The sequence below is a fragment of the Sinorhizobium sp. 7-81 genome, assembly GCF_030124405.1.
Taxonomy (GTDB): Bacteria; Pseudomonadota; Alphaproteobacteria; order Rhizobiales; family Rhizobiaceae; genus Sinorhizobium; species Sinorhizobium psoraleae.
In genome coordinates, this window is the sequence record NZ_JASKLT010000004.1 from 134,982 (window position 1) to 149,834 (window position 14,853).

13 protein-coding genes and 1 other RNA gene are annotated in these 14,853 nt (G+C 63.0%); 3 read left to right on the forward strand and 11 right to left on the reverse strand.

Annotated elements, in window-relative coordinates:
* Nucleotides 1-63: 63 nt before the first annotated feature.
* The 11 genes from QN224_RS16600 to QN224_RS16650 all read right to left on the reverse strand — a co-directional run bounded on the left by QN224_RS16600 (nt 64) and on the right by QN224_RS16650 (nt 11,262).
* Nucleotides 64-1,497 (reverse strand): UDP-N-acetylmuramoylalanyl-D-glutamyl-2,6-diaminopimelate--D-alanyl-D-alanine ligase, encoded by a 1,434-nt coding sequence (locus QN224_RS16600; RefSeq protein WP_283977590.1) that lies wholly within the window; start codon nt 1,495-1,497, stop codon nt 64-66.
* 1 nt (nt 1,498) lies between these two features.
* On the reverse strand, nt 1,499-2,959 hold the full coding sequence (locus QN224_RS16605; RefSeq protein WP_283977796.1) for a UDP-N-acetylmuramoyl-L-alanyl-D-glutamate--2,6-diaminopimelate ligase: 1,461 nt from the start codon (nt 2,957-2,959) through the stop codon (nt 1,499-1,501).
* A 66-nt stretch (nt 2,960-3,025) separates the two neighbouring features.
* Nucleotides 3,026-4,771, reverse strand: coding sequence for a penicillin-binding protein 2 (locus QN224_RS16610; protein ID WP_283977591.1), 1,746 nt, complete (start codon nt 4,769-4,771; stop codon nt 3,026-3,028).
* On the reverse strand, nt 4,771-5,154 hold the full coding sequence (locus QN224_RS16615) for a hypothetical protein (protein WP_283977592.1): 384 nt from the start codon (nt 5,152-5,154) through the stop codon (nt 4,771-4,773). The genes QN224_RS16610 and QN224_RS16615 overlap by 1 nt, the downstream gene beginning before the upstream one ends.
* Nucleotides 5,155-5,159: 5 nt before the next feature.
* Nucleotides 5,160-6,185, reverse strand: coding sequence for a 16S rRNA (cytosine(1402)-N(4))-methyltransferase RsmH (gene rsmH, locus QN224_RS16620; RefSeq protein WP_283977593.1), 1,026 nt, complete (start codon nt 6,183-6,185; stop codon nt 5,160-5,162).
* Between the two features lie 14 nt (nt 6,186-6,199).
* Nucleotides 6,200-6,640 carry a division/cell wall cluster transcriptional repressor MraZ gene (mraZ, locus tag QN224_RS16625; RefSeq protein WP_173509742.1) on the reverse strand — a complete coding sequence of 147 codons (441 nt, stop codon included), beginning with the start codon at nt 6,638-6,640 and terminating at the stop codon, nt 6,200-6,202.
* A 428-nt stretch (nt 6,641-7,068) separates the two neighbouring features.
* Nucleotides 7,069-7,467, reverse strand: an RNA gene (gene rnpB, locus QN224_RS16630) — RNase P RNA component class A.
* 192 nt (nt 7,468-7,659) lie between these two features.
* The gene (locus tag QN224_RS16635; protein WP_283977594.1) at nt 7,660-8,847 is read right to left on the reverse strand and encodes an FAD-binding oxidoreductase; all 1,188 of its coding nucleotides are present in this window, start codon (nt 8,845-8,847) and stop codon (nt 7,660-7,662) included.
* A gap of 183 nt (nt 8,848-9,030) precedes the next feature.
* Entirely contained in the window at nt 9,031-9,570 is a 540-nt protein-coding gene (locus QN224_RS16640) for a lytic transglycosylase domain-containing protein (RefSeq protein WP_173509740.1), read from the reverse strand.
* Between the two features lie 226 nt (nt 9,571-9,796).
* Nucleotides 9,797-10,561 carry an N-acetylmuramoyl-L-alanine amidase gene (locus QN224_RS16645; protein WP_283977595.1) on the reverse strand — a complete coding sequence of 255 codons (765 nt, stop codon included), beginning with the start codon at nt 10,559-10,561 and terminating at the stop codon, nt 9,797-9,799.
* Nucleotides 10,558-11,262 carry a DnaJ family molecular chaperone gene (locus QN224_RS16650; protein WP_173509738.1) on the reverse strand — a complete coding sequence of 235 codons (705 nt, stop codon included), beginning with the start codon at nt 11,260-11,262 and terminating at the stop codon, nt 10,558-10,560. The genes QN224_RS16645 and QN224_RS16650 overlap by 4 nt, the downstream gene beginning before the upstream one ends.
* A gap of 401 nt (nt 11,263-11,663) precedes the next feature.
* Between QN224_RS16650 and QN224_RS16655 the strand changes: the two genes are divergently transcribed.
* The 3 genes from QN224_RS16655 to QN224_RS16665 all read left to right on the forward strand — a co-directional run bounded on the left by QN224_RS16655 (nt 11,664) and on the right by QN224_RS16665 (nt 14,835).
* Nucleotides 11,664-12,878 carry a pyrophosphate--fructose-6-phosphate 1-phosphotransferase gene (locus QN224_RS16655; RefSeq protein WP_173509737.1) on the forward strand — a complete coding sequence of 405 codons (1,215 nt, stop codon included), beginning with the start codon at nt 11,664-11,666 and terminating at the stop codon, nt 12,876-12,878.
* A 196-nt stretch (nt 12,879-13,074) separates the two neighbouring features.
* Nucleotides 13,075-13,710, forward strand: a complete 636-nt coding sequence (locus tag QN224_RS16660; RefSeq protein WP_283977596.1) for a LysE family translocator — start codon at nt 13,075-13,077, stop codon at nt 13,708-13,710.
* Nucleotides 13,711-13,827: 117 nt separating this feature from the next.
* Nucleotides 13,828-14,835 (forward strand): lytic transglycosylase domain-containing protein, encoded by a 1,008-nt coding sequence (locus tag QN224_RS16665; RefSeq protein ID WP_283977597.1) that lies wholly within the window; start codon nt 13,828-13,830, stop codon nt 14,833-14,835.
* Nucleotides 14,836-14,853 lie beyond the last annotated feature (18 nt).

Below are 14,853 nucleotides of genomic sequence, written 5' to 3' on the forward strand. Positions count from 1 at the left end.
TTGCCGCATGTTCTTTCCCTAAATCGGTTCCGATCAGGAAACATGCAGTAGTGGCAACGCCCGTTATACTTCCCCGCGCCTCACCGCCTCTTCCGGATAGGCATCGAGAAGAGCCTGGACGATCTTCGCGCAGCCGGTTCCCTTGGATGATTTGACCATCACGACATCGCCGGCGGCAAGCGCCGCGAGTGCGTAATCCGTAAGATCGTCGACGGCCTGCCGATAGACGACCGAAACCTCCGGCGGCAGCGCGTCGCGCAGATGCGCCATCTCGGGCCCGGCTAGCCAGACGTCCGCAATTCCCGCCTCGACGATCGGCTCCGCAAGGGCGGCATGGACATCGGCCGCGTGCTCGCCCATCTCCAGCATGTCGCCGAGGATCGCGATCCGCCGTCCGCCGACCGGTGGTTCGGCATCGCCGAGCAGCGAGATCGCAGCGCGCATCGACGCCGGGTTGGCATTGTAGCTCTCGTCTATCAGCGTCAGGTGACCCGCGCCGACCTTCAGGCGGTGTTGCAGTCCCCTGCCCTTTTCCGGCCGCATGGTCGCAAGCGACGTCAGGACCTGATCGAGATCGGCGCCTGCAAGCTTCGCCGCGGCGATGACGGCCAGCGCGTTTTCGGCGATGTGACGCCCGGGAGCGCCGATCGCGACTTCCAGCGTCCTGCCGCCGATCCCCGCCCAAAGCACCGAGCCTTCCGATCCGCCGGCGAATTCAACCAGCCGGAACTCCGCTTTGGGATTGGCGCCGAAGGAATGGATGTAGCTCACCCCGGCCGCACCGGCGGCCCGCTCCAGCAGGTTGTATTGCGGGCTGTCGAGATTGAGGACGGCATGACCGCCATTGACGACGCCTTCGAAGATCTCGGCCTTTGCCGTTGCGATCTCGTCGAGACTCGCGAAATTGCCGAGATGGGCGGGAGCGATACTGGTGACGACGGCCACATGCGGCCGAACCATCTTCGTCAGCGGCCGGATCTCGCCCGGATGGTTCATGCCGATCTCGAAGATGCCGAAGTCCGTCGCTTCCGGCATGCGCGCAAGGGTGAGCGGCACGCCCCAGTGATTGTTGAAGGAGGCAACGGAGGCGTGCACGCGGCCGAGTGGCGAAAGCACGTGCCTCAGCATTTCCTTCGTCGTGGTCTTCCCGACCGAACCGGTGACGGCAATGACCTTCGCGGCGCTCCGGTCGCGCGCGGCGCAGCCGAGGCGGATCAGCGCCTCCAGCACGTCGTCGACGACGATCATCGGTGCGATCAGACGGCCGAGCGCAGGAATCTTGCCTTCGCTGACGACAAGAAGGGCGGCTCCATTGGCAAGTGCGATCCCGGCATAGTCATGACCGTCGACGCGATCGCCCTTGATCGCGAAAAATGCCTCGCCCTTGTTGATCGTTCGGCTGTCGATCGAGATGCCGGCAATTCCCTCTGGCAGGTTTCCGACCGGGCGGCCGTTCATCGCAGCCAGAAGATCGCTGCTTGTCCAGAGCCAGTTCAAATCATAGCCCTCCCAATGCTTTGCGCACTTCCTCGTGGTCCGAGAACGGCAGGGTCACGGAACCGACCGTCTGTCCTTCCTCGTGTCCTTTGCCGGCGACGATCAGCGTGTCGCCGCTCTTGAGCATGCCGACGGCGGTACGGATCGCCTCCGCGCGGTCGCCGATTTCGGTCGCGCCCTTGGCCGCCGCCATGATCTCCGCGCGGATGACTTCCGGCACCTCAGAGCGCGGGTTGTCGTCGGTGACGATGACGACATCGGCAAGCCGCGTGGCGATCTCGCCCATGATCGGCCGCTTGCCCTTGTCGCGGTCGCCGCCGCACCCGAAGACGATGATGATGCGGCCGGTCGTGAATGGGCGAACCGAAGTCAAAACGTTTTCCAGCGCGTCGGGCTTGTGGGCATAGTCCACATAGGCGAGCGCGCCGTCCTTGGTGTGCCCGACGAGTTCCAGGCGTCCTGACGCGCCCTGCAATTTCTCGAGCGCCGAGAAGGCCGCCTTGGCCCCGATGCCGGTGGACATGGCGAGACCGGCGGCGACCAGCGCGTTGGCGATCTGGAAGTCGCCGGCAAGCGGCACATGGATTTCAAAGATATCGTCGCCGACATGCACCTCCGCCGACTGCTTGTGGCGGAAATGCTCGACGCGCTTCAGCGTGATGAATTCGCCCTTGCGCCCGACGGTGCGGACGTCCTGGCCCGCCTTGCGGGCAGCAGCGATCGCCTGGTCCGACCACTGATCGTCGGCAAAGATCACCGCCGGCGCGCCCTTGGGCATCAGCGCCCCGAAGAGACGCATCTTTGAGGCCATGTAGTGTTCGACCGTCGGATGATAGTCCATGTGATCGCGGCCGAGATTGGTGAAGGCAGCCGCGGCAAGCCGCACGCCATCGAGCCGGCGCTGGTCGAGGCCGTGGCTGGAGGCTTCCATTGCGGCATGGGTCACGCCCGCATCGGCGAGTTCGGCAAGCAGCTTATGCAGCGAGACCGGGTCCGGGGTGGTCAGCGATCCATAGTCGTTGCGGCCGGGCGCCACGACGCCCGTCGTTCCGATCATCGCAGCCGCAAGGCCCGAATGCGCCCAGATCTGGCGCGTGAAGGAGGCGACGGAGGTCTTGCCCGCCGTTCCGGTGACGGCCACCATGGTCTCCGGTTGTCGCCCGTAGAAAGCGGCTGCCGCCTTCGCCAGGAAGCGGCGCGGCTCCGAAAGCCCGAACACCGGCGCGCCGGCCTCCGCCTCGGCGCCAGCCGCGGTGATTACGGCCGCGGCCCCGCGCGAAAGAGCATCCGCGATATAGGCGGCACCATTCGCCTTTGTCCCGGCGACGGCGACGAACAGGTCGCCCGGCTTGACCTGCCGGCTATCGGCCGTAATGCCGGCGATCTCGACATCCGAGGAAGCACCCTTCAGTTGCGCCGAAAGTTCCGGGAAAGCTGCTCCCGCCAGGTCCTTGATCTTCATGAACTGCATGTCTCGCATCGATATCGATCCGCCGGATGACGAATCGTCCGCATTCTCATTTCACGGTCAATAAGACACAAGCAAGGCAGAACCGTCTTCTCCAAATTTCGGTTCGACGCCGAGAAGCGGCGCGGAGCGGCTGATGATGTCGCGCACCATTGGCGCTGCGTTGGAGCCCGCGGTCCGCCCGCCGCCTTCGCCGGTCTTCGGCGCATCGATGAAAGTCAGCACGATGTATTTGGGATTGTCGATCGGGAACGCGGCGAGGAAGGCGTTGAAGTTCAGGTCGCTGGCGTAACGGCCGTTGACCACCTTGTCGGCCGTGCCGGTCTTGCCGCCGACGTTGAAGCCGGGGACGAGAGCCCGCTTGCCGGAACCGGCGATGCCGTTCCAGCGGAGCAGGAAGCGCATATCTTCGCTGGTGCTCTTCTTGACGACCGCCGTTGCAAGCTCGCTTGCCTGCTCCTCTGTGCGCGGAAGGAAGGTCGGCGGGATGAGCTTGCCGCCATTGACCAGCGCCGCCCCGGCAACCGCCGTCTGCAATGGCGTCGTCGAAACGCCGTGGCCGAAGGAGATGGTGATCGAATTGATCTTCTTCCATTCGCGCGGCTGGCTCGGTGTCTTGACCTCCGGAAGCTCCGTCGGCAGCTTCGACAGGAGCCCGATGCGCGTCAGGAACTCCTTGTGCCCGGGAATGCCGACCAGATCGGCGATCTTGGCCGTGCCGATGTTCGAGGAGTACTGGAAGATCTCCGGAACGGTCAGCACGCGACGCTTGCCGTGAAAATCCTTGATGGTGAAGCCGCCGATGCGGATCGGCGCAGTCGCATCGAAGCTGTCGTTGAGCGTCACCTTGCCGGAGTCGAGCCCCATCGCGATCGTGAAGGTCTTGAAGGTCGAGCCCATCTCGAACGTGCCGTTCGACATGCGGTTCATCCAGCCTTCCTCGGCGCCTTCCACCGGCTTGTTCGGGTCGTAGTCCGGAACCGAGGCCATCGCCAGAACTTCGCCGGTATTGACGTCGAGCACGACCGCGCCGGCGGCAATCGCCTGGAAATTCTTCATGCCCGCGTCAATGACGTCACGCACGATGTTCTGGACGCGCACATCGATTGAAAGCTTGACCGGCTCGAGTTTCGCGTCGCTTGTCATGCCGATCGCCGCCAGATCGGCGAGGCCCTGGCTGTCGATGTAGCGCTCCATGCCCGCGACGCCCCGGTTGTCGATATTGACATGGCCGAGGATGTGGGCGGCGGTCGGACCTCCGGGATAGAAGCGCCGCTTTTCCGGGCGGAAGCCGACGCCGGGAATCCCGAGCGCCAGGATTTCGCTCTGCTGCTTCGGCGTCAGTTGCCGGCGCAGCCACTGGAAGCGCGATTTCGACTTGAGCTTGTTGTAGATCTCGCGGGCGTTGAGATCGGGCAGAACCGTCGCCAGACGCTCGACCGCTTCGTCGGCATCGACGATCTTGTGCGGCTCGGCATAGAGCGACACGGTGCGGATGTCGGTTGCGAGGATCTCACCGTTGCGGTCGAGAATGTCGGGGCGCGAAGCCATAAGGTTGTCGGCGCGCCCGATCGAGGAGACGGTCTCCGGCTGCGCCATGCCGTATTGCACCAGCCGCCCGCCGATCACCGCATAAACGATGCCGAAGCTGGCAATAACGATCGCGACCCGGTTCTTCGCCTGGCTGGCGCTCTTCTTGCGCGTACCCTGGATTGTGACGTTGACCCCATCGAACGGGCGGTTATTGCCGCCCGCCGAGAAATGCGCCTTGCTCTTCAGCACCATGATACGGGAGAGAAACGACATCAGCGCGCCACCGAACCTGTTGCGATATCATCCGTCTTGATGACGGCAGCGACGCCGTCTTCAGCCGCCTTGTCATCTTCCGGCTGCGGCAGATCCGCCTTCAACATCGGAAGCTCCTCGGGCCGGGCGAGCTGGGTCGAAGGCGTCGGCGCGAGTTGCAGGTCGACGGCGAAGGCGGCGACGAGGCGCTCCAGCCGGTTCGGCTGGGTCAGCAGCGCCCAGTCCGCCCTCAGCAGATCGATCGTGTCTTCCTCAAGCTTGATGGCCGCATCGAGCCGGCGGACCTCCTCGCGCTTGTTCTCGGCCTGGTGCTTGATCGTATAGGTCACCGTGGCGGCTGCCGTCATGACGACGATCAGGACAATGTCGAGCGTTCGCAGCATCTTTCTCAGCCCCCCAGTTTCGCAAGGCTCGCCAGTTCCGGCAGATTGAAAATGGACAGATCGTCTCCCGGCGATGGGGCCTCCGTGCGGATGCCGGCCCTGAGCTTGGCGGACCGGGCGCGCGGATTGCGGGACGCTTCTTCCTCGCTGGCTGCAATCATAGGCTTGCCAACTGGCGTGAAGGTTGCGGCGCGGGCAGCGACCATCGGCAGGTGGCGGGATCCTGCCGCCTTGCCGGATCGGTCCTGGAAGAATGTCTTGACGATCCTGTCTTCGAGAGAATGAAAGGTGACCACGACGAGGCGCCCGCCGGGCTTCAACACCCGCTCAGCCGCGAAAAGCGCATTGGCAAGTTCGCCGAGCTCGTCGTTGACGAAGATGCGAAGCGCCTGGAAGACGCGGGTCGCGGGATGAATCTTGTCCTTGGCCTTGCGCGGCGTCACCGTCTCGATGAGGTTGGCGAGGTCGCGCGTCGTTTCGAACGGCGCCTCTGCGCGGCGCTTCTCGATGGCGCGGGCAATGCGGCCCGCCTGCTTCTCTTCGCCGAGGAACCCGAAGATGCGAATGAGATCGGAGACCTTGGCGCGGTTGACGACATCGGCTGCGGAGACGCCGGCGGCCGACATGCGCATATCGAGCGGGCCCTTTTTCTGGAACGAGAAGCCGCGCTCCGCCTCGTCGATCTGCATGGACGAGACGCCGATATCGAGCACGACGCCATCAAGCCCCTCTGCCGGCGCGTGCTCGGCGAGATCGGAAAAACGGGAATGAACGAGCGTGAGCCGCCCTTCGGAGGCAGCGGCGAGCGGTTGGCCGGCGGCAATCGCCGTCGGATCGCGATCGAGCGCGATCACGTCGGCGCCTGCTTTCAGGATGGCGGACGTGTAGCCGCCGGCACCGAAAGTGCCGTCGAGAACGATCTTGCCGGGCGCGGGATCGAGGGCGGCGAGCACTTCGCTCAACAGGACGGGAATGTGACGAACCGGTCCGCCGTCGGCTTCAGAAACTCCGCCGCCTTGATCCGTCACCATTCCGCCTCTCCATTCTATTCCGGACGCAACCCCCGTGACTTGCGCCCTTCCCGGGCCTCCGCCTGCGCCCTCGCAAACGCCTGCGGCTCCCAGAGCTGAAAATGATCGCCCCGGCCGACAAAAGTCACATCGGTCGAGATGCCGGTGAAGTCGCGAATGAAATCCGTCACCATCAACCGGCCCTCCGGGTCGAGCTTCACAAAGACGCCGCCCCCATGAACGAGGAGCGACATCTGGTTGGCGGCATCCGAAAACGGATCCTCGGCCGCCATCTGCTTCTCGAACCGGTCCAGAAGCTCCGGCCCTCCGACGCTGATCGCCGGAAAGACGAAGTCCTGAAAGCAGTATAACTCCCGGACGCCTCCATCCGAAAGCACGGCACGGAACGCCGAAGGCACGGAGACCCGCCCCTTTGCATCGATCCGGTTCGTTGCATGTGACAAGAAGCGGTTCATGACGCGAAACGGCCGCCTCCGACTGACGGGCCATGATCATCGACCCGCGCGAACACCTGCCTGCGCGCACAAAAGACCCCCGCCGGACACAAGCGCGCCCGCCTAATCCTTCCGAGGAAGGAGCCTTGGAATTTTGCGATGATGGGCCACGACACGGCCCTTGCGCAGTACCATTATGGGATAACATGGGACCATATGGGCGTCAATGGGAGAAGCTCGTAATAAGCCTCGCGGATGATCAAATATTGATAGGTTGTTAAGTTTAACAAAGGGTTACGATCGGAACCCTAATCCATTGGAATCCCGTGCGAAACCGCCCGGGACCGGGCGGGCCGGCCAATGGGCCTTTGCCAGCTGATTCGTTTCAAGGAGAAGGAAAAGGTCGACGCGCCGCCGGACGTCGACGCGCGAAAAGGTATGGAAGAAAAATTGCCAGTTGGCCTGTAAGCCGGGTTCTGTATGGTCCCGCCCCCGAAGGAACGGAACGTGGCAGCCATTCATCTGGGACTGCGCTTGCGCGCAGCCTCTTGCAACCCACCCGGATGACGCGCCTGGAAACCGGCTGGACGCTCGCGCGCCCGTGTCATCCCTATTCGGTCTTGCTCCCGGTGGGGTTTGCCGTGCCGTCCATGTTGCCATGTCCGCGGTGGGCTCTTACCCCACCCTTTCACCCTTACTCCGCGAAGCGAAGCGGTTTGCTTTCTGTGGCACTTTCCCTGGGGTCGCCCCCGCCGGACGTTATCCGGCACCGTGTCTCCGTGGAGCCCGGACTTTCCTCCCCCCGCGGCCTTTCGGCGCTTGCGGGGCGCGGCTGCCCGGCCAACTGGCAGAGGGGTCATTAACTGACCAAAGCGGCAAGCGCCAGAGAAATCGGTGATTTCACTTTCGCTTGCCCGGATCCGCTTGCCTACTGCGTGATTCCTTCAATCGGAATCGATTTAAGGACAAAATCATGCAGCACTTCAAAGTGCTACAGCGATCTTAGCGCGTCCGATCGGACGCGCGGCGCTGTAGATCGGTCAGCGGTACGAAACCGCAAAATCGGTCTCGTATTCGGGGGCATCGAGATGCCCGTTCAGGACGAGCACGGCACCGAGTCGGCCGATCTCGTCGGAACTCTTGGCGGCCTGACCGTTGCCGCCGGTGACGACGGCGACGCGATCGCTGGCAAAGCCGATATAGGGATAGCCGTGGCGCGTGAACGACGTGACGCAAGGCGCAAAATGCGTCGAAACAGGCTGGAAGCCCGGCATCACTCCGGCAAGCAAGCCACGCAAATGATCGGCCGCGGGCGCATTACCGCCGCTGCGGAACCATTCCCTCACCGCCGGTTCGCTCGCGAGCAGCCGGTCGGTCGGGTCGCCGCCTATCTTGATGTAGTGTTTGCCGTCGGCATAGGCAACCGGCGGCAGCAGATAATAGCTCCGCTCCTGCTCCGGAGCCGCGCCGATCAGCGATGGCATGCCCTCGAAACTCGAGAGATCCTCGGCGGCGATCTCGGCAAAAAGCACCGTGCGCGCCTTCACGGCGAGATCGATCGGCCGCGGCAGCAGCGCCTTCGACAGCGAAAAGCCGCCGGCAGCGACAAGGACACGCCCCGCCCGAACCGTTTGACCGTCGGCAGTCGTAACGACGGCATGATCCGAATTCTCCTCGACGGCAGCCACCTCGGAACGGATGACGCGTGCGCCCGATCTTTCGGCAAGGATCGTCTGCGCCAGCACGAGCGCCCGAGGATTGATGTGGCCCGCGCCCCGCGCCTCATGAATACCGCCGTAGCCCTTGGGGAAACGAAACCAGGGAAAGCGCTGAGCGAGATCATCGCCCAAAATCAGCGGCGCCTCGACGCCGAGCCTGTCACGGGCGTGTCCGACGTTCTCCAGATAGTCGAATTCGCCGCCTGGCGCCGGCGCGGCGATCAGGCAACCGACCTCCGCGTAGAAGTCGACGCCGCTCTCGCCGGCGATCTCCGCGTAGCGATCGATTGAACGGCGGGCAAGACGGGCCCAGACCGGATCGTCGTCGATCGTGCGGGTAATGCGGGCATTGTCGTAGTGGCTGGCGAAAACGCCGCCGTGGTTGGCCCAATCTTCCGGCTCGTCGGGGCCGATGAGCGCAACGCTTGCACCGGCACCGCTCAGATGCCGCGCGGCCGCAGCACCCATCATGCCCTTGCCGACGACGGCGAAATCAAAGTTCTCCGACATGCCACTTCCCGACTGTTCGCTTCCGTCGGGGATAACATACCGCACTAACAATGGCACCGAATTCCATCGGGAATTAACGGTATGCCGGAACGCGAGACCTATCCGGCCAAGCCTCGGATCGGAACCGCTCCAAGGCAAGTCATATGTCAGTTCGGGGACGAAGCCGCCCCCCGGGACCGAGGATCAGGTCTCGTTCAGGATCGTCCGGACCTTGCCGCAATAGCGCTTCGATACCGGATTCATCCGCTTGGCGGCATGACCGGCGTTGTATTTCAGGATGGTTCCGCAGGTGGTGCCGTCCGAAAGCTCGCGCGCCTTCGCGAGGTACATCATGCCGAACTTGATGTTGGTTTCCGGATCGTAGAGGTCTTTGGCGGAACCGGAATAGCCCATCATGCGGGCGGTGGCGGGCTTGATCTGCATGAGGCCGATTTCGCCGGAACTGCCGCGCGCGCTGGCGTCGAAGTTGCTTTCGACCTGCACGACGGCATGGGCGAGACCGGCGGGGACGCCATATTGTTTTGCGTAGGATTGGATGAGAATGGTGTATTGGGAGACGGGCGATAATGTCAGGTCTGGTTTCGGATAGCCTGTCGTTCTGGTGGCCGACGGAAGGGCAGAGGTCTTGATGGTCTTGTCGACGCCCCCCGCGTACGACGTACCCATCCCGGTGAAGAACATGCCAAGGCATGCCGCCACCGCAGCAACAGACGATATTCTCATGTAGTTTGAAGTCTCCGGTCTGGGGAACCGCCCGGGCGGCGCACCCCGCTACCCGACCGAATTTCCCGATCGTTTTCATTGACAAAAGAGCCGCGCGGTCGCGCCGCATCCCCTGCAGTTGATGCAGGGAAAATGAAGGGGCCATCATGGTAAACATGTGGCAACACAAAAAAATCGCGCAGGAAAGTGAAGAGCGCGCTAAATTAGCGCACCCAAAAATCGCTGCCTAAACGCTGAGATTCGGGAGCGCGGAAAGCAGCCTGTGAAGGGTGTCGATGGTCGAAACATCGGCGATTCCGTCCACCCTCGCCTGACGGAAATGTCGCTGGAAAGCCGCCACCGCGCCCTCGGTTTTTTCACAGAAATCGCCTGTTACTTCAACACCGTAGCCGTAGAGTGACAAGAGCGACTGGATTGCCCCGACGGGCTGCCCACGGTCGCCGCGCTGGAAAAACCGGCCGCCGCCGACCGGCGTCGGTTCTACCCAGTGACCGACCCCCTTGGCATGCAGCACATCCCAGGGAAATTTTTCTCCGGGATCGACCTTGCGAATCGGCGCGACATCGCTATGCGCAAGCACCCTTTCCGGGGCGATAGACCAGCGTCGGCCACAGTCCCGACACAATTCGACGACCGCTTCGATCTGCGCTTCAGGGAACTCCGGCAGGCCGCCCGGATGGCCGGCATTGGCGATCTCGATGCCGATCGAGCACGAGTTGATGTCCGTCTCGCCTTTCCAGAAGCTTTTTCCCGCATGCCAGGCCCGCCGCTCCTCCGCGACAAGTTGGTCGACGCGCCCGTCCTCGTGGATGAAGTAGTGGCTGGAAACCTGGCTTTCCTCGCGGCAAAGCCAGTCGAGCGCCGAGACCGCCGTCTCCATACCGGTGTAGTGCAGCAGGATCATATCCGGCTTGCGACCGCCCGCCCGCTCGCCGTGGTTCGGCGACGGCACGAGACGCGCACCGGGAAAATCGCATGTCTTCGCTGTCATGCGGCGCGGCGTTCTTTCTCGATCGCCTCGTAGGCCGCATTGAGCGCGGCCATGCGATCGTTGGCGATCGCGTGAAATTCTTCCGGAACGCCGCGCGCCACCAGCATGTCCGGATGGTTCTCGGACACGAGCACGCGATAGCGCCTGCGGATCTTGGCGAAGTCGTCCTTCGGCGATACGCCCAGCACCTCATAGGGGTCGCCTGAGAGATGAACATGACGCGCCATGATGCGCTGGAAATGCTCCTCGTCCATCTTGAAGATCTCGGCGACGCGCATGAGGAAGGTCAGTTCCTTCTCGTGGACAGCGCCATCGGACTTCGCGATATGGAAGAGTCCGTCGATAATGTCCTCGAGGATCGGGCAGTTCTTCTCGCAGGAGGAGCACAGCGACGCCATCTTTTCGGCATAGGCCTCGTAGCCCGCAACGTCCTGACGCGCGAGGTTGTAGAGACGCGCAACGTTCCGCGCCTGATCGGCGGGAAATTTGAAGATATCGCGGAAAGCGGCAACCTCGTTCTCGCTGACGATCCCGTCGGCCTTCGCCATCTTCGCCGAAAGGGCGATCATGGCGACCGAGAACGCGACCTTGCGCCGGGTTTCCGGATCTCCTTCAAAGAGGGTGCGAACAGCCTCCACCACGCCTGCAAGCGCGTTTCCGGTGGCCGTGACGATTTTCAGCAGGCTGTCCCAGAATGACATATGTGCGATTTTTCCCTGTCCACCAGCAGCATGACCCGATGTGGTGGCAAATTGCAAGCGGCCGGCAGCCGGAAATGTCCTAGATGACGGAGTTGTGATGGCCCCTCAATAAATCATATCGCCGTAAATCTCAACCGATTTCGGTGCGGCATAAACGCGTTCGATTCCGGTGAAATTGCGATCAGGCAAAAAAATCTGGCGCGACTGAAAGCCCGCATCGCCAAGGCGACGCGACGCGGTTTACGCCGCAACCATGCCCGAACTTTTCGCGCATCCACAGGCCTGTCATTTAACTTCCATCGGATTTGCGCTAGACCACGGTGTCCTTGAATAAGCAAGGATCATGAATGTGATTGGCTCTGATGAGCCGCCAGCCAGTGCCGAATCGCCGAGGAGGAACCATGGCCAAGAAGAAAGTCGCAATGCTGACGGCGGGCGGGCTTGCCCCCTGCCTTTCATCCGCTGTCGGCGGCCTGATCGAACGGTATACGGACATCGCGCCCGACTACGAACTCGTCGCCTACCGCTCCGGCTATCAGGGCCTGCTTCTCGCCGACCGTATCGAAATTACCCCGGAAATGCGCGAGAAGGCGCATGTGCTTCATCGCCATGGCGGATCGCCGATCGGCAACAGCCGCGTGAAGCTCACCAATACCGCCGACTGCGTGAAGCGCGGCCTGGTCAAGGAAGGTCAGAACCCGCTTCGTGTTGCTGCCGAAAGGCTGGCTTCCGACGGCGTGACGATCCTGCACACGATTGGCGGCGACGACACCAATACGACGGCGGCCGATCTTGCCGCCTATCTCGGTGCCAACGGCTACGATCTCACGGTGGTCGGCCTGCCGAAGACGGTCGACAACGACGTGGTGCCTATTCGCCAGACGCTCGGCGCCTGGACCGCGGCCGAATACGGTGCGCGCTTCTTCGACCACGTCAGCAACGAGCAGAGCGCGGCGCCGCGCACCCTCGTCGTCCACGAAGTCATGGGCCGCCACTGCGGGTGGCTCACGGCGGCAACCGCACGCTCCTATATCCAGATGGCCGGAGACAAGGACTATGTCGACGGCTTTATGATGAACGCGCAATTGAAGAACATCGACGGGCTATACCTGCCGGAGATGAAGTTCGACCTCGAGGCCGAGGCCGAGCGTCTGCGTGAAGTCATGGACCGCGCCGGCTTCGTCACCCTGTTCGTCAGCGAAGGCGCTTGCCTCGACGCGATCGTCGCCGAGCGAGAGGCGGCCGGCGAGACGGTCAAGCGTGACGCTTTCGGCCATGTGAAAATCGATACGATCAACGTCGGCAATTGGTTTTCCAAGCAGTTCGCCGCCCTTCTCGGCGCCGAACGCTCGATGGTGCAGAAGTCCGGCTACTATGCCCGCTCCGCGCCCGCCAATGGCGACGACCTGCGCCTGATCCAGAGCATGGTCGACCTCGCGGTCGAAAGCGCCCTCAACAAGGTCTCCGGCGTCACCGGCCATGACGAGGACCAGGGCGGCAAGCTGCGCACGATCGAGTTCCCGCGCATCAAGGGCGGCAAGCATTTCGACACGTCGGCCAAGTGGTTCGGCGATGTCATGGATGTCATCGGCCAGAAGTGGCAAGCGGCCGACTAGATCACGGTGATTTCAGGTCGGATCGACCTGAAATCATAAACGTGATCGCTTCTAAGAAGTTAGCGCGGGATGCGGACGGAAAGCCGCACATACTTCCCGCGCTAAGCAGCGCCCGCACAGTTGACGGCTCCGCGCTTGCGTGGCTCCCTCCGGGTTCTACCCAGGAAAGAGAGCCATTCAAGCGCGGAGTCTTTTCATGTCCTTCGAAAACTGGTTTGCCTTTGCCGCCGCCTCGGCGGTGCTGCTCGCCATCCCCGGCCCCACCATCCTGCTTGTGATCTCCTACTCCCTCGGCCATGGCCGGAAGACCGCCGGCGCGACGGTCGCCGGCGTCGCCCTTGGCGACTTCACCGCCATGACCGCCTCGATGCTCGGCCTTGGCGCGCTGCTCGCCACGTCGGCCGCCATCTTCACCCTCTTGAAATGGGTCGGCGCCGCATACCTCGTTTGGCTCGGCATCAAGCTCTGGAGGGCACCGGTCGGCAGTGAAGATCAGGATGCCGACGGCACAGCCTCGACGGAACGGCCGTTGCGCATCTTCCTGCACGCCTATGCCGTCACCGCGCTCAACCCGAAAAGCATCATCTTCTTCGTCGCCTTCCTGCCGCAGTTCCTTGATCTGTCGCGGCCGCTTTTTGCCCAGATGGCGATTTTCGAGGCCACGTTCCTCGTGCTCGCAACGTTCAATGCAGCGCTTTATGCCTTTCTCGCTTCGGCTGCGCGGAACTCGATCCGCAGGCCAAATGTTCGCCGCGTGGTCAACCGCACCGGCGGTTCGCTGCTCATCGGCGCCGGGCTGCTGACGGCCGGCCTGAAGCGGATCGCGTCGTGAAAATCGCCCCTACGCTTGCCGCAACCAACGGCATCGGTTAATGGAGATTCAAGCGCGGTGGTTGGCATCCACTGATTTGCGGGGGGCTACGGGGCCCAGAAGCACGAAAGTGACACTATGGCGATATTCCGTATCTCCCTTTCAAAACGGGCATTTACTGCCGCTGCCTTGGCATCGGTGGCCATGGCCTCGGGGTGCTCCACGGTAGAGCATACGTCGCTTGAAGAACTGACCGCCGTGCAGACTGTCACGCCCATAGCGAAGCCCGGAACGGAAATGACGGCCTATGCCCTTCCGACGCCGGACGGGGTGGCGACCACCGCTTCGAGTGCGCTTGCAGCACAGGCGATCCCAGTCGCCGCCACGACAACGGCAACGCTGTCGGCCGCGACGGAAACCGCGACAGGCGTCACTCCGGCAACGGACACGACATTGGCCTTTGCGGCACCGCAGCGGGTCGCCGTTCCCGTGGCCAAACCGGGCCAGGCATTCGAGGTGGCGATGGTGGCGCCCGCCGCACAGCCCCTTGCATCGGCCGAGCTTGCCGAAAAGCCTGCTGACGCCGGGCCCTCGGCCGTGCCCTTCCTGGGTGTCGCTGCCGCCATGGAATCCGATTTCGACACGGGCGAGCCGGTCGGTCTGGAAACGCTGGTCGCAAGGAGGATGATCGTTCCGACCGCACGGCCGAACACGAGCGTGATCGGCTCGGCCGTCGGCGCAGTCGCAAGCGTCATTCCCGATTCGATGAAGTTCTCGAAAACGCCGACCAGCTCGCGGCCCGAGCTCGACCGGCTGATCAAGTACTATGCCGAGCTGAACGGTATTCCGCTGGAGCTGGTGCATCGGGTCGTCAAGCGCGAGAGCAACTACAATCCCCGCGCCTACAGCAAGGGCAACTACGGCCTGATGCAGATCCGTTACAACACCGCCAAGGGCCTTGGTTATGAAGGACCGGCCGAGGGCCTCTTCGACGCGGAAACCAATCTCAAATACGCGACCCGGTATCTGCGCGGCGCCTGGATGGTGGCCGACAACCAGCATGATGGCGCGGTGAAGCTCTACGCCAGCGGCTATTATTACCACGCCAAGCGCAAGGGCATGCTCGACGAGCTCGACATGCGGTAAGCGCTACTGCATGTTTCC

Excerpts from the sequence above, each read along its gene's own strand:
- QN224_RS16605 (WP_283977796.1), bottom strand. The coding sequence starts at position 2,959 with ATGAAGATCAAGGACCTGGCGGGAGCAGCTTTCCCGGAACTTTCGGCG.
- QN224_RS16610 (WP_283977591.1), bottom strand. The coding sequence starts at position 4,771 with ATGTCGTTTCTCTCCCGTATCATGGTGCTGAAGAGCAAGGCGCATTTC.
- QN224_RS16615 (WP_283977592.1), bottom strand. The coding sequence starts at position 5,154 with ATGCTGCGAACGCTCGACATTGTCCTGATCGTCGTCATGACGGCAGCC.
- rsmH (WP_283977593.1), bottom strand. The coding sequence starts at position 6,185 with ATGGTGACGGATCAAGGCGGCGGAGTTTCTGAAGCCGACGGCGGACCG.
- mraZ (WP_173509742.1), bottom strand. The coding sequence starts at position 6,640 with ATGAACCGCTTCTTGTCACATGCAACGAACCGGATCGATGCAAAGGGG.
- QN224_RS16635 (WP_283977594.1), bottom strand. The coding sequence starts at position 8,847 with ATGTCGGAGAACTTTGATTTCGCCGTCGTCGGCAAGGGCATGATGGGT.
- QN224_RS16640 (WP_173509740.1), bottom strand. The coding sequence starts at position 9,570 with ATGAGAATATCGTCTGTTGCTGCGGTGGCGGCATGCCTTGGCATGTTC.
- QN224_RS16645 (WP_283977595.1), bottom strand. The coding sequence starts at position 10,561 with ATGACAGCGAAGACATGCGATTTTCCCGGTGCGCGTCTCGTGCCGTCG.
- QN224_RS16650 (WP_173509738.1), bottom strand. The coding sequence starts at position 11,262 with ATGTCATTCTGGGACAGCCTGCTGAAAATCGTCACGGCCACCGGAAAC.
- QN224_RS16655 (WP_173509737.1), top strand. The coding sequence starts at position 11,664 with ATGGCCAAGAAGAAAGTCGCAATGCTGACGGCGGGCGGGCTTGCCCCC.
- QN224_RS16660 (WP_283977596.1), top strand. The coding sequence starts at position 13,075 with ATGTCCTTCGAAAACTGGTTTGCCTTTGCCGCCGCCTCGGCGGTGCTG.
- QN224_RS16665 (WP_283977597.1), top strand. The coding sequence starts at position 13,828 with ATGGCGATATTCCGTATCTCCCTTTCAAAACGGGCATTTACTGCCGCT.